Consider the following 17,598-nt stretch of genomic DNA (forward strand, 5'->3'; position numbering starts at 1 on the left):
ACGTTAGAGGTTCTGCAGGGCGTCGCGGACCGGGCTGTCGCCGGCCACGAGTTCAAGGGTGCGGCCGATCGCGGCCGGAGTGTCGCAGAGACCGGCCAGCACCAGCGCGACGTCGTCCCGGGTGATCCGGCCGTTCCCGGTCTTGTCGGCGAGGTGGACCGTGCCGGTGCCCGGGTCGTCGGTCAGCCCGCCCGGCCGCAGGACCGTCCAGTCGAGGTCGCGGGCCCGCAGGTCCTCCTCGGCCGCCCACTTCGCCTTCAGATAGACGGTGAACGTCGCGTCGTCGGTGAGCGAGTCCGCCCGGTCCGCACCCATCGAGCCGACCTGGATGTGCCGCCGTACGCCGGCCTGCTCGGCGGCGTCCGCGAACAGCGCGGCCGCTCCGCGGTCGACGGTGTCCTTCCGGGCGTTCCCGCTGCCCGGGCCCGCGCCCGCCGCGAAGATCGCGACGTCGGCACCCCGCAGTACGTCGGCCACCGCCGCCGTGTCGGCCTGCTCGAGGTCGAGGACCGCGGCCCGCCCGCCGGCCGCGGTGAGGTCGGTCTCGTGGTCCGGGTTCCGTACGATCCCGACGACCTCGTGCCCGTCCGCGCTCAGCAGCCGGGTCAGGCGCAGCGCGATCTGTCCGTGTCCACCCGCAATCACGACTCGCATACCTGCACACTATCTCCGTGCCATACGCAGCAACCATCGACGGGACACGGATCGCCTACCAAGTTCGTGGCGAGGGGCAACCACTTGTGCTGCTCGCCGGTCAGGCGAACAACCACACCTGGTGGGATCCGATCCTCGACGACTTCCACGGACACCGGCTGATCACGCTCGACTGGCGAGGCACCGGCGACAGCGACAAGCCCGACGAGGTGTACAGCACCCGAGGCTTCGCGCAGGACGTGGTCGCCGTACTGGACGCGCTCGGGCTCGACACCGCCAACATCTACGGGACCTCGATGGGCGGACGCGTCGCGCAATGGCTCGCCGCCGACGCCCCGGAGCGAGTCGACAAGCTCGTACTCGGCTGCACCTCCCCCGGCGCCGCCCACGGTCACGAACGCAGCCAAGCGATCCGCAAGGCACTCGCGGACCCGGCGAAGACCGACAGCGTCCTGCTCGACCTCATGTACACACCGGCTTGGATCGAGAACAACCCAGGCCCGTACTACGTCCTCGGCGACAAGACCATGCCGCCGTACGCCAAGGGCCGTCACCTGGTCGCGAGCAACAAGCACGATGCCTGGGACCAGCTCCCGAAGATCCAGGCGCCGACGCTGATCCTGCACGGCACCGACGACGTCTTCAGCCCGGTCGCGAACGCGCAGCTCCTGGCCGGCCGGATCCCGAACGCGCGCGCCGAGCTGATCGAGGGCGCCCGGCACGCTTACTTCCACGAGTTCCGCGACGTCGCGAACCCGGCCGTCCTAGCCTTCCTGGGCGCCGCGCAGCACCGGCCGTAGCGCGGCCAGTACGCCGGCGTCCTCGATCGTCGACGGCACCGGTTCGTCGCGGCCGTCGGCGATCCCGCGCATCGTCCGGCGGAGGATCTTCCCGGAGCGGGTCTTCGGCAGCGCGTCCACCACCGACACGTCGCGGAACGCCGCCACCGGGCCGATCTCCCGGCGTACCGCGGCGACCAGTTCGTCCCGCAGTACGTCCTCGGTCACCGTCGCGCCGGCCTTGAGTACGACGAGCGCTCGCGGCAGCTGGCCCTTCAACGCGTCGTGCACGCCGATCACCGCGCACTCGGCAATCGCCGGGTTGGCCGCCACGACGGCCTCGATCGAACCGGTCGACAGCCGGTGGCCGGCCACGTTGATCACGTCGTCGGTGCGGCCCATCACGAAGATGTAGCCGTCGTCGTCGATGTAGCCGCCGTCCCCGGTCAGGTAGTAGCCGTCGTACTCCTTGAGGTAGCTGTCGATGTAGCGCTGGTCGTCGCCCCACAGCGTCGGCAGCGCGCCGGGCGGCAGCGGCAGCTTGATCGCGATCGAGCCCTCCTCGTGCGGCAGCAGTTCTTTGCCGTACATGTCGAGGATCTGCACGTTCCAGCCCGGCATCGGCACGGTCGCCGAGCCCGGCTTGGTCGGCAGCGGCTCGAGCCCGCGGGGGTTCGCGGCGATCGGCCAGCCGGTCTCGGTCTGCCACCAGTGGTCGACCACGGGTACGTCGAGGTGGTCGTGCGCCCAGTGGTACGTCTCCGGGTCGAGCCGCTCCCCCGCGAGGAACAGCGTCCGGAACGTGTCCATCGGGTACTTCGCCAGCTCGGCCGCCTCGGGATCAACCTTCTTGATCGCCCGGATCGCGGTCGGCGCGGTGAACAGCGCCTTCGCGCCGTGCTCCGAGATCACCCGCCAGAACGCGCCGGCGTCCGGCGTACCGACCGGCTTGCCCTCGTACAGGACCGTGGCCGCGCCGACCAGCAGCGGCGCGTAGACGATGTACGAGTGGCCGACGACCCAGCCGACGTCGGAGGCGGTCCACCACACGTCGCCCGGGCCGATGTCGTACACGTTCCGCATCGTCCAGGCGAGCGCGACCGCGTGCCCGCCGTTGTCACGGACCACGCCTTTCGGGCGTCCCGTCGTACCGGAGGTGTAGAGGATGTAGAGCGGGTCGGTGGCCGCGACCGGCACCGGGTCGGCCGGCTCGGCCACCAAGGAGGACCAGTCGAGGTCCCGCTCCCCGAGTTGCGCTTCGGCTTGCGGCCGCTGGAAGACGATCGTGTGGTCGGGCTGGTGCGACGAGATCGTCAGCGCCTCGTCGATGATCGGCTTGTACTCGACCACCCGGGACGGCTCGATCCCGCAGGACGCGGCCACGATCACCTTCGGGCCGGCGTCCTCGATCCGGGCCGCGAGCTCGCGCGGGGCGAAGCCGCCGAAGACCACCGAGTGGATCGCGCCGAGACGGGCGCAGGCGAGCATCGCGACGACCGCCTCCGGGATCATCGGCATGTAGACGATCACCCGATCGCCCTTGCCGACACCGAGGGACTTCAGCGCGCCGGCGAACCGCGCGACCTCGTCGCGCAGCTCGGCGTACGTGAGGCTGGCCGAGCTACCGGTCACGGGCGAGTCGTAGATGAGCGCGGTCCGGTCGCCGTGGCCGGCCTCGACGTGCCGGTCGAGCGCGTTGTACGCCGTGTTGAGCTCGCCGTCCGGGAACCACCGGAAGATCGGCGCGGCACTCGCGTCGAGGGCCCGGGCCGGCGGCCGCGTCCAGGAGATCGCCTCGGCCGCTTCCAGCCAGAACCCGTGCGGGTCGTCCAGGCTCCGGCGATAACTCTCGTCGTACGCGCCCATGGGCAGGGCCTCCCAACCGTCGGCTGTTCCCCATCGTGGCAGGGTTGAGCCATGACGGTAAGTGCCGACGACGTCCAGCAGGCCGCGCAGCGGATCGCCGGCCGGGTTCACCGGACCCCGGTGATCGAGGTGGCGCCGGGTCTCACGTTCAAGCTCGAACTGCTGCAGCACACCGGGTCGTTCAAGCCGCGCGGCGCCTTCAACCGATTGCTGACCGCGAAGGAGAACGGCGAGCTCGGCGGTACCGGCATCGTCGCCGCGTCCGGCGGGAACCACGGGCTCGCGGCCGCGTACGCCGCGCGCGAACTCGGCGTACCGGCCCGGATCTTCGTCCCCGAGACCACCCCGGCCGCGAAGCTCGGCAAGCTGCAGACGCTCGGCGCGGACGTCGTCCAGGTCGGACGCGAGTACGCCGAGGCGTACCAGGCGGCGCTGCAGGCGCAAGGCGAGTCCGGTGCGCTGCTGGTGCACGCGTACGACCAGCCGGAGATCCTCGCAGGGCAGGGCACGGTCGGGCTGGAGCTCCTCGAACAGGTCTACGGCTTCGACACGGTCCTGGTCGCGGTCGGAGGTGGCGGCCTGATCGGCGGCATCGCCACCGCGATCGGTGACCACGCCCAGGTCATCGGCGTGGAGCCGGCACTCGCTCCCACCATGAACCGCGCCCTCCACGCACAGCAGCCGACGGACGGCGCCGTCGGCGGAGTAGCCGCGGACTCCCTGGGCGCCCGCCGCCTGGGGGACCTCGCCTTCCAGGCGGTCCAGCGCCATCACGTGCGGTCCGTCCTGGTCGACGACGACTCGATCGTTGCCGCCCGCAAACAACTCTGGGCGACGTACCATCTGGCCACCGAACACGGCGGCGCCGTCGCCTGGGCGGCCCTTGCCTCCGGCGCCTACACACCGGCCGACGGCGAGCGGGTCGTGGTGGTCGTCTGCGGAGCGAACACCGACCCGAGCACGCTTATGTAGTACGGGTCTGCCGGTCGTCCGACAGCACCCAGGCCGCGATCAGCCCCGCGATCCCGCCGCACAGGTGACCCTGCCAGGAGATCCCGTCCTGCGGCAGCAGGCTGGTCAGCAGCGCGCTGCCCCAGACCATGATCACCACGATGCCGATCAGCACCTGGCCGATCCGCCGGTTGAACAGCCCCCGCACGATCAGGTACGACGCATACCCGAACACCAGGCCGCTCGCGCCGATCGTGATCACGTTCGGCGGTGAGATCAGCCAGGTCCCGAACCCACCGAGCACCGTCACGATCGCGGTCACCTGGAACAACCGGGCCGCGCCGCCGACCGCGATCAGCGCACCGAGCGTGACCAGCGGCAGCGTGTTCGAGATCAGGTGCCCGAACCCCATGTGCAGGAACGGCGAGGTCAGGATCCCGACCAGGCCGCGCGCCTGCCGCGAGATGATCCCGTAGTGGTTGAGCGCACCGTTCGTCGCGGTGTCGATGACCTCGATCAGCCACATCAGCCCGACAAGGACGCCGAGCAGCTTCAGGCCACCGCCGACCTTGGCGGTGTCCACGCTCCGTCCGGTCCGCTTCGCCGGAGTCTGGTAGCTCATACCCCCACGATGCCGCATCCGGCCAAGTCTCAGGCCTTGACAGGCGCGGCGACAGCAGAACGTGACGTCTGCGATACTGCGAGTGGCACTCGTCGAGTGAGGGGGAACGATGCCGATCGCCGTCTACGTCCTGGGCCTGAGCATCTTCGCGCAGGGGACGTCGGAGTTGATGCTGGCCGGCCTGCTCCCGGAGCTGGCCGCGGACCTGCACGTCACGATCCCGCAAGCCGGCCTGCTGATCTCCGCGTTCGCCGCCGGCATGCTCGTCGGCGCCCCGGTGCTCGCGGTCGTCACGCTCACCTGGTCCCGGCGTACGGCGCTGCTGCTCTTCCTCGCGGTCTTCGTGGTCACCCATGTCGCGGGCGCGCTGACGACCAGCTACGCCGTACTGCTCGCGACCAGGATCGTCGGCGCGTTCGTGTACGCCGGGTTCTGGTCGGTCGCCGCGGTCACGGTCGTGGCGCTGGTCCCGTCGAACGCCCGCGCCCGCGCGATGAGCGTGGTCACCGGCGGACTCACGATTGCCACCATCATCGGCCTGCCGCTCGGCACCGTCCTCGGCCAGCACCTCGGCTGGCAGTCGGCGTTCTGGACCGTCGCCGGGCTGTGCGTGCTCGCGATGGCCGGCGTCGTCACCACCGTCCCGGCCGGACGCCCCGACCCCGCGACCGCCCCACGCCTCCGCAAGGAACTCCGCGCCCTGCGCAACACCCGTTTGTGGCTGGCCTTCGCCACCACCGCGCTGGTCACCGCGACGATCCTCGTCGTCTTCAGCTACCTGGCCCCGCTGCTGACGCAGACCACCCACCTCCCGCCGGCCGCGGTCCCGGGCGTGCTCGCGCTCTACGGCCTTGGCTCCTTCATCGGGATCACCGTCGGCGGCCGTTTCGCGGACGCCCTCCCGTTCCACACCCTGTTCATCTGCATCACCGGCCTCATCACGCTGTCCGCCGTACTGGCGCTCACCGCCCACGTCGCCGTCCTGGCGGTCGCCGTCATCGTCTTCCTGGGCGCCTTCGGCTTCGGCGCGAATCCGGCACTGAACGCCCGCGTCTTCACCCTCGCCGGGGACGCGCCCACGCTCGCCACCGCGACGAACTTCTCCGCGTTCAACGTCGGCATCACCGCCGGCCCGTGGCTCGGCGGCCTCGCGCTCGCCGCCGGCGCGGACTACCGCACACTCGGCTGGATCGCGGTCGCGACCGGGCTCGCCGCGCTCGCGACCGTGCTGGTCGCGGCGCTGGTCAGTTCACCGGACCCTGCTGATCGAGGTGCGTCGGATCGAAGTCGGCGCGCCGCTTGAACACGTACTTGTTCAGCAGCCAGGTCAGCGCCCACAGCCCGACGCCGACGAGCATCAGCCACCCGGCGATCTTGTAGTCCGCCGAGTCCCGCCCGGACAACGGGCTGGCCAAGTACACGCACAGTACGACGCCCACGATCGGCAGCGCGGTCGGTGCGTGGAAGTGCTTGTGCTCGACCCTGTCCCGGCGCAGCACCAGCACCGCGACGTTCACGACCGCGAACACGCACAGCAGCAGGAACGCCGTCGTACCGCCGAGGGCCGCGAGGTCGGCGTACCCGATCAGGAAGAACGCCAGCAGCGTGGTGAACAGGATCGCGATGTACGGCGTCCGCCGCTTGTGCAGCACCCGCCCGAGCGGTCCGGGCAGCACGCGCTCGTGCGACATCCCGTACAGCAGGCGGCTCGCCATCAGCATGTTGATCAGCGCCGAGTTCGCCACCGCGAACATCGTGATCCACGCGAACACCTCCAGCGGGAACCCGGGAGCACCGGCCTGGACGACCTTCAGCAGCGGCGTCGCACCCTTGTTCAGCTCGTCCGGCGGGACCAGCGCGACCGCGGAGATCGCGACCAGGACGTAGATGACGCCGGTGATGCTCAGCCCGATCAGCATCATCCGCGGGAAGATCCGGACCGGGTCCTTGGTCTCCTCGGCCATGTTCACCGAGTCCTCGAACCCGACCATCGCGAAGAACGCCAGCGCGGTCGCCGCGGTCACCGCACCGAACGGCGACTCGCCCTCCGGGACGTGGAAGTCGGTCAGCCGCGAGGTGTCGCCGTCACCGCCGATCAGCGCCCAGGCGCCGACGCCGATCACGATCAGCAGCCCGCTGAGCTCGACACAGGTCAGGACGACGTTCGCCTTCACGCTCTCGCCGACGCCGCGCAGGTTCACCAGCGCGATCAGCGTCATGAAGCCGAGCGCGGTGATCATCAGCAGCGCGCCACGATCCGGGTCGAGGTGCACCGCGGAGAAGAAGTTCGCCGCGAACGCCTTCGACGCGCTCGACGCCGACGTCAGCCCCGAGCACATCACCGCAAAGGTGAGCAGGAATGTCAGGAAGTGGATCCCGAACGCCTTGTGCGTGTAGACCGCCGCACCACCGGCCTTCGGGTACTTCGTGACGAGCTCGAGGTAACTGGTCGCGGTCAGCATCGCGACCACGAACGCACACAGGAACGGCAGCCACACCGCCCCGCCGACCTCACCGGCGACCTTCCCGGTCAGCGCGTACACGCCGGTCCCGAGGATGTCCCCCACCACGAACAACAGCAGCAGGCCAGGCCCCATCACCCGCTTGAGTTCGGGACGTTCGACCACGGCAGCGTCACTCATCGTGCCTCCCGGAGATCGGATGCGTGACATCCATGGTCGCATCTGAGAGCCAACTGAGAACCGGGAACGCGCGGGTTGCGGCATCATGTCGCCCGTGATGCACCTACGCCTGATCGTCCCGCCGGAGCGCAGCGAACTCGTCCTGGACACGTTGGTCGCCGACCCGCGGGTCACCAGCATCGTGCGGCTGCCCGGCGCGGCGCACCGTCCGGACGGTGACGTGGTCGAGTGCGACGTGACCCGCGAGGCGACCTCCGACGTCCTCGGCTTCCTGCGCACCGAGGGCCTGTACGAGGACGGCGCCGTCGCGCTGACGGCCGTCGACTCGGCCCCGTCGCGGAACGCCCAGGCCGCGGAGAAGGCCGCGCCCGGCGCACCCGACGACGCGGTGATCTGGGACGCGGTCGTCGACCAGGCGTACAACGAGGCCGGCGGCTCGTGGGTGTACTACGCGTTCCTGACGCTGGCGACGATGATCGCCTCGGTCGCCGTCGTCACCGACTCCGCGATCCTGGTCGTCGGCGCGATGGTGGTCGGCCCGGAGTTCGGGGTGGTCGCGGCGCTCGCCGTCGGGTTGTTCCTGCGCAAGCGCGGGCTGACACGCGCGTCGTTCGTCCTGCTCGTCAAGGGTTTTGTACTGGCGATTGTCCTGACCGCGATCGCGGCGTTGCTGGCGCGGGCGGTCGGCTGGGTGGATACGAGCGACGTGACGGCCGCGCGGCCGTTGACCGGATTCATCTGGCGGCCGGACAAGTGGTCGGCGGTGGTCGCCGTACTGGCTGGCTGCGCCGGGGTGCTGTCGCAGACGGCCGGCCGCGGGAACGCGCTGGTCGGCGTGTTCATCTCGGTCACCACGGTCCCGGCCGCGGGCGATCTGGCGTTGTCGCTCGCGCTCTGGGCGCCGCACCAGATCGGGGGGTCCGCGGCGCAGCTCGGGATCAACCTGGCCGGTATGACGGTGGCCGGCGTACTGACGCTGATGCTGCAGCGCCTGGTGTGGCGCGGTTACCTGAGGGTCAAGCGCAGGACGGGCGCGCGCGTTGAGGCTTGACCGGGCGTCCCCTGTCCGGTCCGCGCGCGCCCGGCACGTCAGATTTACCCCACCCGAGGGGGTCGTGCACCCGTTCGGGGACTGACGTATCTCAGCCATGACGTGAAGTCGCCAAACCGGTCGAGGCCGTCCGGGGAACGAGATAGCCTGATCGGATGCTGGAGTCCGTGGGGGTGGAGCCGTCCGACGAGGAGGCCTACCGGGCGCTGTTGTCGGCGCCGGGCTGCGAGATCCAGCAGCTCGCCGACCGCCTCGGGCGGGACCGGCAGGACGTGGTCGCCACCGTCGAGCGCCTCGAGAAGCTCGGGCTGCTCACGAGTACGTCGGACGACCCGGTCCGGCTGCTGCCGACCCGCCCGGACGTCGCGGTCGACGCGCTGGTCGCCGTACGGCGGGCCGAGCTCGACCGGGTCCGCGCCGAGGCCCGGGTGTTGTTGTCCGAGCTCAGCACGCAGGAGCGGTACCGGCCGGAGAACCTCGTCGAGGTCATCGTCGGGCAGGAGGCGATCGCGGCCCGGTTCACGCAGCTGCTGAACGGGACCCGGAACCAGCTCCTCGTCCTCGACCGGCCGCCGTACGCCGCGCAGGCCGACGAATCCGACAGCACGGTCCGTGGGCTGCTCGGCGAGGGAGTCGTCGTGCACGGCATCTACTCCCCCGACTCGCTCGACATCCCGGGCGGCGTCGACGAGGCGTTCAGCGCGGCCGACGCGGGCGAGACCTCACGGGTGCACCCGCAGGTGCCGATGAAGCTGGCCGTGTTCGACGGGAAGATCGCGCTGCTGCCGCTGTCCGTGGACCAGTTGGTCGACAGTGCTCTCGTCGTCCATCCGTGTGCGCTGCTGGACGCGCTGATGGAGATGTTCTGGCTGCTCTGGGACCAGGCCGTACCGGTAGTCCCGGCGGCGAAGGCGGACCCGACCGACGCGCGGCTGATGACGCTGCTCGCGGCCGGGTTCAAGGACGACGCGATCGCGCGGCAGCTCGCACTGAGCAGCCGGACCGTCGGCCGCCGGGTGGCCGAGCTGATGGATACGCTGGGCGCGCGGACCCGTTTCCAGGCCGGCATCCACGCCCAGCGCCGCCACCTTCTCGAGGACTAGCAGGTCGCGAGCATGCCCTGCAGCGCGGTCTTCTCGCTCGACTGCAGCGACAGCTTGTAGGTGTACTTCACCCAGATCCAGTACCGCGCGTACAGGCAGTGCACCGCGGTGTTCGGCGGCTGCCACTCGGACGGGTCCTTGTCGCTCTTCGAGCGGTTGCTCGACGCGGACACCGCGATCAGCTGCGAGATCGTCAGGTTGTTCGCGAACTCCTGACGCTTCGCCTGCGTCCAGCCGCTGGCGCCGGACTTCCAAGCCTCGGCGAGCGGGACGATGTGGTCGATGTCGACGTCCGAGGAGTTCGTGAACGTCTGCTTGTCGTACACGCTGTACCAGCTGCCCGAGGTCGGCTTGCAGCTGCTGTCGACCTGCACACCGGTCCCGTCGCGCTTCAGGACCTCCTCGCGGGTGTCGCAGGTACCGGACTGGTTGATCCAGTGCGGGAACTTGTCCCGGCTGTAGCCGGTGGTCGTGCCCTCCGCCTTCACGGTCAGGCTCGCCAGCTCGGTGGCGGCGGTGCTCGCCGACGGCGGGGTCGGCGGGGTCGCCATCACCGGGCCGGTGCTGAGGGCAAGGGCCGCGGTCGCGGCCACGGTGGTGATCAGGAACGTACTGATGCGTCGCATTGGTCAGGCCTCCGATGGGGTGGGGCGGATATCCCCCTGACGTTGCCGCCTTCAGCCTTCCCTGATCACCCAGCGTGGGAAACCACTCACCAGTTACAGTCGAGTGAACGTCAGTCGTGTTCCACGACGGTGAGGGTCCAGCCCGCTCCTGAGCTGCTGGAGCGCTCGAGTTCGGCATTCCATCGGTCATTGACCAGCTTGTGCAGCGATTTCGCGGTCCCCGGGTCCTTGCCGGACTCAAGCAAGTGCCGGGCGACCAGACCGCGGGTGTGCTTGGCGTTGTGCGAGACGACCGTCCGTACGCCGTCCCGCTCGCGGACCACGTTCACCGACACCCACTTGTCCGCCTGCGGGCCGCTCGGACGCCACGCCGCGACGTACGTCGAGGACCGGCAGTCGACGATCACCCCGTCGACGTCCTTCAGGACCGCGTTCAGCGGCTCGCGCCACACCGACGCCAGCGGGCCGTGGCCGGGCAGCGTCGTACCCATCGAGAGCCGGTACGGCGGGACCCGGTCGGCCGGGCGGAGTGCGCCCCAGGCGGCCGAGACGACGAGCAGCCGGTTCGCGGCGCGGCGCTTCGTACCGGCCGACAGCGTGGCGTAGGACAGCGCGTCGTACAGGACGCCGGAGTACAGCTCGGAGACCGGGACGGACGGCTCGGTGCGCCAGCGGGTGTTGCGCTCGACCTCGTGCTGCAGCGACGCGCCGACCTCCAGGACGTCGTGCGCGTCGGCGGAGGCGGACACCTTCGCCAGCGTGTCGAGGACCTGCTCGCGGACCGGGTTCAGCTCCGGGAAGGACAGCGTCTCCAGGTCGACGGCACGGCCGCGCGACCGTCCGGTCTTGCCTTCGGACGGCGGCAGGAGAATCAGGGTCACGTCAGCTCGTCCAGCGTCGCGAGGTCGGCCGGGGTCGGGTCCCAGGTGCCGGCGGCGACGTTCTGCGCGATCTGCTCCGGCCGGGTCGCACCGGCGATCACCGACGCGACCGCGGGCTGTGCGGCCAGGCCGCCGATCGCCACGTCGATCATCGTCAGGCCGCGCTCGGCCGCGAACGTGTCCAGCGCCTCGAGCTTGTCGAAGTCCGCCCGCGCCAGCCGCTCCGGCTGCGTCGCGAGGCGGCTGCCCTCGGGCGCCGACGTACCGCGCTTGTACTTGCCGGACAGCAGACCCGACGCGAGCGGGAAGAAGGGCAGGATGCCGATCCCGAGGTGCTCGCAGGCCGGCACCAGTTCGTCCTCGACGTCGCGTTCGAGCAGCGAGTACTGGTTCTGGGCGCTGACGAAGTGCTCCAGGCCGTTCGACCGGGCCGTCCAGTCCGCGTCCACCACCTGCCAGCCCGCGAACTGCGAGCTGCCGATGTACCGCACCTTGCCCTCGGCAACCAGTTCGGACAGGGCCGCCAGCGTTTCCTCGATCGGCGTGACCGGGTCCGGGAAGTGCAGCTGGTACAGGTCGATCCAGTCGGTGCCGAGCCGCTGCAGGCTGGACTCGACCGCCTTGCGGATGTACCGCCGGGAGCCGCGGACGCCCCAGTCCGGGCCGTTCACGCCGCCCATGTCGCCGCCGAACTTGGTCGCGATCACGACCTCGTCGCGGCGCGACCCGAGCGCCTTGCCGAGCAGCTCCTCGCTGAACCCGTGCTCGCCGCGGTAGATGTCCGCGGTGTCGAACAGCGTGATGCCGGCGTCGACCGCGGCGTTCACGACGGCCTCGGTCCGGCCCGCGTCCAGCCGCCGTCCGAAGTTGTTGCAGCCCAGTCCGACGACGCTGACGGTCAGACCCGAGTCACCCAGTTGGCGGTACTCCATATTGCCCATGGGGCTCAGCCTAGTCACCGCATACAGTGGCCCTCATGCCGAGTCTCACCGTCGACGGCGCCCGCACTCGGGCCGCCGCGCTCTCCGTCCAGTCGTACGACGTCGACCTCGACCTCACCCAGGGCGAGCGGACGTTCGGATCCACCACGACGATCCGGTTCACGGCCACCGAACCGAGCAGTTGGGTGGACGTGAAACCCGACGCGCTGGTCTCGGTGACCCTCAACGGCTCGTCCGTCGACGTCGCCGGCCTGAACGACGGACGGCTCGAGCTGACCGGCCTGCAGGCCGCGAACGAGCTCGTCGTCGTCGCCACGATGGCGTACTCGCACGACGGCGAGGGCCTGCACCGCGCGGTCGACGCCGCCGACGGTCTCGCGTACACGTACGCGATGGCGTTCTTGGACGCCGGCCCGCGGATCTTCGCCTGCTTCGACCAGCCCGATCTCAAGGCGCCGTACCGGCTCAAGGTCACGGCCCCGGAGGAGTGGCTCGTGCTCGGCAACGGCGCGTCCACCCAGGTCTCCCCCGGCCGCTGGGAGCTGGCCGAGACCAAGCCGCTGTCGACGTACTTCGTCACCGTGGTCGCCGGGCCGTACCACCAGGTCACCGACGCGCACGACGGGATCAACCTCAGCGTCGTGTCGCGGCAGTCGCTCAAGGACGCGCTGGACCGCGAGGCCGCGGACATCTTCGAGGTGACCAAGCAGTCCTTCGACGAGTACCACCGGATGTTCGGCTACCGGTACCCGTTCGGCGAGTACCACCAGGCGTTCGTGCCGGAGTTCAACGCGGGCGCGATGGAGAACCCGGGCTGCGTGACGTTCCGCGACCAGATGGTGTTCCGGTCCGCCGTGACCGACGGCGAGCGCAGCCAGCGGGCCCGGACCATCGTGCACGAGATGGCGCACCAGTGGTTCGGCGACACCGTGACGATGAAGTGGTGGAACGACCTCTGGCTGAACGAGTCGTTCGCCGAATACATGGCACACCGCGTCGCGACCGCCGCCACCCGGTACAGCGACAACTGGATCGACTTCGCGTACATGCGCAAATGGTGGGGCCTGCAGGCCGACCAGCGGTCCTCGACGCACCCTGTCGCGGCCGACGCGGTCAAGGACGCCGCCTCCTCGCTCGACGACTTCGACGGCATCTCGTACGCGAAGGGCGCCGCGACGTTGAAGCAGCTCGCGGCGTACCTCGGTGACGACGTGTTCCTGGCCGGCGTGAACGCGCACATCGAGTCCCACGAGTTCGGCAACGCGACCTTCGCCGACCTGGTCGGCAAGTGGACCGAGGCCGGCGCGACCGGGCTCGACGACTGGGCCCAGGCCTGGCTGCGGACCCCCGGCCTCGACACGCTCACCGTCGTACGGACGGCCGACGGGATCAAGCTGCACCGCAAGGCACCCGCGGCGTACCCGGCGTCCCGGCCGCACCAGCTCACCGTCGCCGGGTACGACGCCGACGGCCGCCGCACCGACGTCGCCGTCCTGGTCGACGCCGACGAGGTGGACGTCGCCCTCGACCCGTCGGTCGCCGTGGTGATCCCGGACGCGGGCGACGACAGCTGGGCGAAGATCCGGCTCGACGCCGACAGCCTCGCGAACCTCACGGCCGTGCTGCCGAAGATCGAGGACGGGGTCACGCGGGCCGTCGTACTGAACAGTGTCCGGGACGCGGTCGCCGACGCCGAGCTGGACCCGAAGGCCGGGTTCGACGTCGTGCTCGGGATGCTGCCGACCGAGACCAGCGACATCGCGGTCGGGACGCTGGTGAACTGGTCGGTCAGCCACCTGCTCGGCGTCTACCTGCCGTACGAGCCGTACCGCGGGCAGCTGGCCGACGTACTGCGGGCGCGGCTGGAGACCGTCGAGGCCGGGACGGGCGTGCAGCTGTCGGTGGCTCGCGGGTTCGTGCGGTTCACCGACGACGTCGAGCGGTTGAAGGGGTGGCTCGCCGGTGACGGCGTACCGGACGGCCTGCCGATGGACGCCGACCTGCGCTGGCTGGTCACGCTGCAGCTGGCCAGGCTCGGCGCGATCGGCGAGGCCGAGATCGACGCCGAACTGCAGCGCGACTCCTCGTCCGAGGGCGTCGTCCACGCGACCCGCTGCCGCGCGGCGCTGCCGACCGCCGAGGCGAAGGAGCGCGCCTGGGCGCAGATCAGCACCGACGCCGACCTGCCGAACTACGAGCTGTACGCCGCCTGTGAAGGGTTCTGGCACCCCGCGCAGGCCGAGCTCACGGCCGGGTACGTCGACCGGTACTTCGCCGAGATCGCCGGTACCGAGAAGCTCCGCTCCGGGTGGGTCGTCGCGAGCAGCGCCAAGCTCGCGTTCCCGCGGTACGCGATCGAGCAGCGGGTCGCCGACCTGGCCGCCGGACTGGTCGCCGACGAGTCGGTCGCGGCCGGCATCCGGCGCTCGGTCGCGGACAGCGCGGACGACCTCAGGCGCGCGCTTTCGGTCCGTTCGGCGTACGGCGACTGACCCCGTCGTCAGCTGTCACGCCGTGTTGTGACTAATGTGACTGGTGTGACCAGGAGGACCCTGGTGACCAGGCAAGATGTGTTTTCGTGACGTAACCTCCACAATGACCGGGCGGCACGGCGCGCCGGTCTTGGTCAGGCCCAGCGTCCGGGAGAGACTGTCTAGAACCGCACAGGAGAACAAGGTCAATGCGCGAGGCGAGGCTCGTCGGTCTGAGCCAGGATGGGACGCAACTCATCCTGGCGATGGCAGAGACGGGTGAGGAGTTCGCCGTTCCGGTCGACGACCGGATGCGTGCGGCCCTCCGCGGCGACCGTGCCCGACTCGGCCAGCTGGAGATTCAAATGGAGAGCGCGCTGCGCCCACGAGACATCCAGGCTCGTATCCGCGCCGGCGAAAGTCCCGAGGCGGTCGCGGCGGTCGCCCAGATGCCGATGGAACGCGTGATGGCGTTCGCCGGCCCGGTCCTGGCCGAGCGGGACCACATCGCGACGCTCGCCCAGCGCGCCTCCGTCCGCCGCCGTGGCGGCGGCGACGCACCGGCACGCAACCTCGGCGCCTGGGTCACCGACCGCCTCCGGCTGCGGCACGTCGACCCCACCTCGGCCGAGTGGGACGCCTGGCGCCGCGAGGACGGCCGCTGGGCGGTGCGCGTCTCGTACTTCGTCGAGTCCGAGGACGAGGCGGAGAAGAAGGACGAGAAGATCGGGATGTTCGCGTACGACGCGCCCGGTCGCTATGTCGTACCGGACGACGACGAGGCACGCTGGCTGGTCGGCGAACAGCCCCAGGTCCTGCCGACGCCCGTCCAGCCGCAGCCCGGCGAACGCCGCCTCGCCGCAGTCGCCGACATCGACCCGATCCTCGCCCCCGACCACGGCGCCGACAGCTACGAAGCCGGCTTCGAAGACACCGTCGCCCTCCGCCGCCGAAACCACCCGGTTTCCCGCGAAGACGCGTACTCCCGCGACGACTCGGCCCGCTACTCGCGAGACGACTCCCGCTACTCGAGGGACGACGCCGCCCGCTCCCGCAACGAGCCCGCCGGCTACTCCCGCGACGAAGCCGCCGGTTCTCGGGGCGACCGCTTCTCCCGCGACGAATCCGCGGGCTCCCGTGGCGACCGCTACCCCGGCAACGAGCCCGCGGGCTACCCGCGCGACGACTCCGCCGGCCACCAGCGCGAGGTCTCCCGCACGTCCCGCGACACCGACCGCGGTCCCCGCCGCGTCCACTCGGTCCCGAACCCCGACGAAGAACCCACCCTGATCGACGTCCCCGTGGACCAGCCCCCCGCCCCCCGCCCGTCGGTCCGGGCAGTGGAACGCCCCACCACACCCCCGACGTACGCCTCCCCCGCCAACCCACGCGAGGACCAGACCGACCGGGACTCCGCCGCCGAAGCCGCCCCTCGTCCTCAGCCTGCACCGGCGGCACGTGCAACCCCGTCGCGGACGGCAGACGCCCCCAACCGCCCCGCGGGCCCGCGCCCCACCCCACCCCGGCCAACCGACGAACACCCGGTAGAGGCTCGATCGCCGCAGCCGCAGCCGCAGGAGCAGACCGCCCAGCCCACCCAGCAGCCTGCGACCAAACAACCCCACACCGAACAGTCGGCCACCCCCGAGCAGCCCGCACTCCCGGACGGCACCGACGAGGCAACGGACACCCCCGCAAAGAAGAAGCCGGCCCGCCGAGGCAAGCGCGCCAGCGTACCCAGCTGGGACGAAATCATGTTCGGCAAGAAGGCCGACTGAGCTACCGCGCTCGCCGGGCCGCATTCGCTTCCTGGACAGGCGTCCCACATCGCGGACGGTGTTTGGTGATCGACCCTGCGTGCTGCCATCATCGTCGGCATGCAGATGATGCTGTGTTGTTGCTGTTGTCAGTGTTGTCACTGACGCGCGCCGACTCCGGCGCCCGAGGCCCTGCCCCTTTCCGTGGCCCGCCCGCCGACACAGCACTCACAGGAACTCCGCATGAATCTCCCGGCTCTAGCCGACCTCTTCGCGTCCCACGACCTCCGCCTGCTCCCCGGCTCGCACCCGGTCCCGGTCGAGCTGCTAGTCCAGTTGCCTGACGCAACCATCGCCCACTTCACCGCCCGCGGCACCAGCCTCCGCCTGCGCATCTACTCCCCCGACGCGCTCACCACCATCACCATCCCCGCCGAGTGCGGCTGCGGCGACCACCACCCCCAAACCGGCCCCGCCCGCCTAACCCTCAGCCGGTACGCCGTCCCTCTGAACGAGCGAATCATCGACGGCGAACTCGAATACAACTGGCACCACCACGAAGCCGGCCTCCTCCGCCTCGCCGACGCCGTCCCCCACTTCTTCACCCTCCTGACCCACCTGAAAACCCGCGAACTGGTCAGCGTCGCCTAAACCCACCCCACACCGCCCCTCCTCACCCGGCCGCCAGGCCCAACCGGGCCTCCCACCAACCCGGTCGCCCACCGGACCCGCCCGCTCCGCGTCACCACCATCCCAACCCGCGCGACACCCGACCAGCGCGCAAGCCCACACCGCGGCACTCCGCACTTCACCGCACGGCCGGGACCAGCTCACGCCGCCACAGCAGTACGCAAGCACCCGCGCGGCACCGCGCCATCGCCTACGCCGCGCAGGTCGTTCCGGCCCAGATCGCGCCGCTCGCCTGCCGTGCCTGGCCGGCCCGCCCGACCAGCTGACGCCGTACGCCAGTGCGCAACGCGCCCGCGTCGCGCCACCGCCTACGCCGGTGCGGGTCGAGCCGTCCAGGTCGAGCCGCGCGACCGGCTTGCCACCGCGCGTCGCCCATCACGGGACCAACCCGCCACGCCACCGCCTACGCCGGTGCGGGTCGAGCCGTGCAGATCGAGCCGCGCGACCGGCTTGCCACCGCGCGTCGCCCATCACGGGACCAACCCGCCACGCCACCGCCTACGCCGGTGCGGGTCGAGCCGTGCAGATCGAGCCGCGCGACCGGCTTGCCACCGCGCGTCGCCC

Annotated in this window: 15 protein-coding genes; 8 read left to right on the forward strand and 7 right to left on the reverse strand. The window is 70.7% G+C overall.

The window, feature by feature from the left end; translation table 11 throughout:
- Nucleotides 1-3 precede the first annotated feature (3 nt).
- On the reverse strand, nt 4-654 hold the full coding sequence (locus ACXJJ3_RS01500) for an SDR family oxidoreductase (protein WP_458168004.1): 651 nt from the start codon (nt 652-654) through the stop codon (nt 4-6).
- A 17-nt stretch (nt 655-671) separates the two neighbouring features.
- On the opposite strand from ACXJJ3_RS01500, the gene ACXJJ3_RS01505 reads away from it, so the two are divergent.
- Nucleotides 672-1,454, forward strand: a complete 783-nt coding sequence (locus ACXJJ3_RS01505) for an alpha/beta fold hydrolase (protein ID WP_458168005.1) — start codon at nt 672-674, stop codon at nt 1,452-1,454.
- Here the strand turns inward: ACXJJ3_RS01505 and ACXJJ3_RS01510 are convergent.
- Nucleotides 1,419-3,299 (reverse strand): propionyl-CoA synthetase, encoded by a 1,881-nt coding sequence (locus ACXJJ3_RS01510; RefSeq protein WP_458168006.1) that lies wholly within the window; start codon nt 3,297-3,299, stop codon nt 1,419-1,421. The two genes, ACXJJ3_RS01505 and ACXJJ3_RS01510, sit on opposite strands and share 36 nt — an antisense overlap.
- A 51-nt stretch (nt 3,300-3,350) precedes the next feature.
- Here ACXJJ3_RS01510 and ACXJJ3_RS01515 point away from each other — a divergent pair, with 51 nt between their 5' ends.
- Nucleotides 3,351-4,271, forward strand: coding sequence for a threonine/serine dehydratase (locus ACXJJ3_RS01515; protein ID WP_458168007.1), 921 nt, complete (start codon nt 3,351-3,353; stop codon nt 4,269-4,271).
- On the opposite strand, the gene ACXJJ3_RS01520 is transcribed toward ACXJJ3_RS01515, so the two are convergent.
- Nucleotides 4,264-4,872 carry a rhomboid family intramembrane serine protease gene (locus tag ACXJJ3_RS01520; protein ID WP_458168008.1) on the reverse strand — a complete coding sequence of 203 codons (609 nt, stop codon included), beginning with the start codon at nt 4,870-4,872 and terminating at the stop codon, nt 4,264-4,266. The two genes, ACXJJ3_RS01515 and ACXJJ3_RS01520, sit on opposite strands and share 8 nt — an antisense overlap.
- 109 nt (nt 4,873-4,981) lie before the next feature.
- Here ACXJJ3_RS01520 and ACXJJ3_RS01525 point away from each other — a divergent pair, with 109 nt between their 5' ends.
- A complete protein-coding gene (locus tag ACXJJ3_RS01525) occupies nt 4,982-6,175 on the forward strand; it encodes a Cmx/CmrA family chloramphenicol efflux MFS transporter (RefSeq protein WP_458168010.1) in 1,194 nt (397 codons plus the stop codon).
- Here the strand turns inward: ACXJJ3_RS01525 and ACXJJ3_RS01530 are convergent.
- Nucleotides 6,117-7,514: an APC family permease gene (locus ACXJJ3_RS01530; RefSeq protein WP_458168011.1), complete on the reverse strand. Its 1,398-nt coding sequence runs from the start codon at nt 7,512-7,514 to the stop codon at nt 6,117-6,119. The two genes, ACXJJ3_RS01525 and ACXJJ3_RS01530, sit on opposite strands and share 59 nt — an antisense overlap.
- 97 nt (nt 7,515-7,611) lie before the next feature.
- Between ACXJJ3_RS01530 and ACXJJ3_RS01535 the strand changes: the two genes are divergently transcribed.
- On the forward strand, nt 7,612-8,565 hold the full coding sequence (locus tag ACXJJ3_RS01535; RefSeq protein WP_458172010.1) for a DUF389 domain-containing protein: 954 nt from the start codon (nt 7,612-7,614) through the stop codon (nt 8,563-8,565).
- A gap of 155 nt (nt 8,566-8,720) precedes the next feature.
- Nucleotides 8,721-9,668, forward strand: a complete 948-nt coding sequence (locus ACXJJ3_RS01540) for a helix-turn-helix domain-containing protein (RefSeq protein ID WP_458168012.1) — start codon at nt 8,721-8,723, stop codon at nt 9,666-9,668.
- Here ACXJJ3_RS01540 and ACXJJ3_RS01545 read toward each other — a convergent pair.
- The 3 genes from ACXJJ3_RS01545 to ACXJJ3_RS01555 form a co-directional block, all read right to left on the reverse strand.
- Entirely contained in the window at nt 9,665-10,294 is a 630-nt protein-coding gene (locus ACXJJ3_RS01545) for an HNH endonuclease family protein (RefSeq protein WP_458168013.1), read from the reverse strand. The genes ACXJJ3_RS01540 and ACXJJ3_RS01545 overlap by 4 nt on opposite strands.
- 110 nt (nt 10,295-10,404) lie before the next feature.
- Complete coding sequence (locus ACXJJ3_RS01550) at nt 10,405-11,175, reverse strand: YaaA family protein (protein WP_458168014.1); 771 nt, start codon at nt 11,173-11,175, stop codon at nt 10,405-10,407.
- Entirely contained in the window at nt 11,172-12,116 is a 945-nt protein-coding gene (locus ACXJJ3_RS01555) for an aldo/keto reductase (RefSeq protein WP_458168015.1), read from the reverse strand. The genes ACXJJ3_RS01550 and ACXJJ3_RS01555 overlap by 4 nt, the downstream gene beginning before the upstream one ends.
- A gap of 35 nt (nt 12,117-12,151) precedes the next feature.
- Between ACXJJ3_RS01555 and pepN the strand changes: the two genes are divergently transcribed.
- From pepN to ACXJJ3_RS01570, 3 genes are all read left to right on the forward strand, one after another.
- Complete coding sequence (pepN, locus tag ACXJJ3_RS01560) at nt 12,152-14,608, forward strand: aminopeptidase N (RefSeq protein ID WP_458168016.1); 2,457 nt, start codon at nt 12,152-12,154, stop codon at nt 14,606-14,608.
- A gap of 188 nt (nt 14,609-14,796) precedes the next feature.
- Nucleotides 14,797-16,365 carry a septation protein SepH gene (gene sepH / locus ACXJJ3_RS01565; RefSeq protein WP_458168017.1) on the forward strand — a complete coding sequence of 523 codons (1,569 nt, stop codon included), beginning with the start codon at nt 14,797-14,799 and terminating at the stop codon, nt 16,363-16,365.
- Between the two features lie 222 nt (nt 16,366-16,587).
- Complete coding sequence (locus ACXJJ3_RS01570) at nt 16,588-16,995, forward strand: hypothetical protein (protein WP_458168019.1); 408 nt, start codon at nt 16,588-16,590, stop codon at nt 16,993-16,995.
- The last annotated feature ends 603 nt before the right edge of the window (nt 16,996-17,598 follow it).

This window comes from Kribbella sp. WER1 (genome assembly GCF_054189145.1).

Bases quoted from the DNA above. Each gene is read 5' to 3' on its own strand.
- pepN (WP_458168016.1), top strand. From the start codon at position 12,152: ATGCCGAGTCTCACCGTCGACGGCGCCCGCACTCGGGCCGCCGCGCTC.
- sepH (WP_458168017.1), top strand. From the start codon at position 14,797: ATGCGCGAGGCGAGGCTCGTCGGTCTGAGCCAGGATGGGACGCAACTC.
- ACXJJ3_RS01510 (WP_458168006.1), bottom strand. From the start codon at position 3,299: ATGGGCGCGTACGACGAGAGTTATCGCCGGAGCCTGGACGACCCGCAC.
- ACXJJ3_RS01500 (WP_458168004.1), bottom strand. From the start codon at position 654: ATGCGAGTCGTGATTGCGGGTGGACACGGACAGATCGCGCTGCGCCTG.
- ACXJJ3_RS01530 (WP_458168011.1), bottom strand. From the start codon at position 7,514: ATGAGTGACGCTGCCGTGGTCGAACGTCCCGAACTCAAGCGGGTGATG.
- ACXJJ3_RS01555 (WP_458168015.1), bottom strand. From the start codon at position 12,116: ATGGGCAATATGGAGTACCGCCAACTGGGTGACTCGGGTCTGACCGTC.
- ACXJJ3_RS01545 (WP_458168013.1), bottom strand. From the start codon at position 10,294: ATGCGACGCATCAGTACGTTCCTGATCACCACCGTGGCCGCGACCGCG.
- ACXJJ3_RS01540 (WP_458168012.1), top strand. From the start codon at position 8,721: ATGCTGGAGTCCGTGGGGGTGGAGCCGTCCGACGAGGAGGCCTACCGG.
- ACXJJ3_RS01520 (WP_458168008.1), bottom strand. From the start codon at position 4,872: ATGAGCTACCAGACTCCGGCGAAGCGGACCGGACGGAGCGTGGACACC.
- ACXJJ3_RS01515 (WP_458168007.1), top strand. From the start codon at position 3,351: ATGACGGTAAGTGCCGACGACGTCCAGCAGGCCGCGCAGCGGATCGCC.
- ACXJJ3_RS01570 (WP_458168019.1), top strand. From the start codon at position 16,588: ATGAATCTCCCGGCTCTAGCCGACCTCTTCGCGTCCCACGACCTCCGC.
- ACXJJ3_RS01525 (WP_458168010.1), top strand. From the start codon at position 4,982: ATGCCGATCGCCGTCTACGTCCTGGGCCTGAGCATCTTCGCGCAGGGG.
- ACXJJ3_RS01535 (WP_458172010.1), top strand. From the start codon at position 7,612: ATGCACCTACGCCTGATCGTCCCGCCGGAGCGCAGCGAACTCGTCCTG.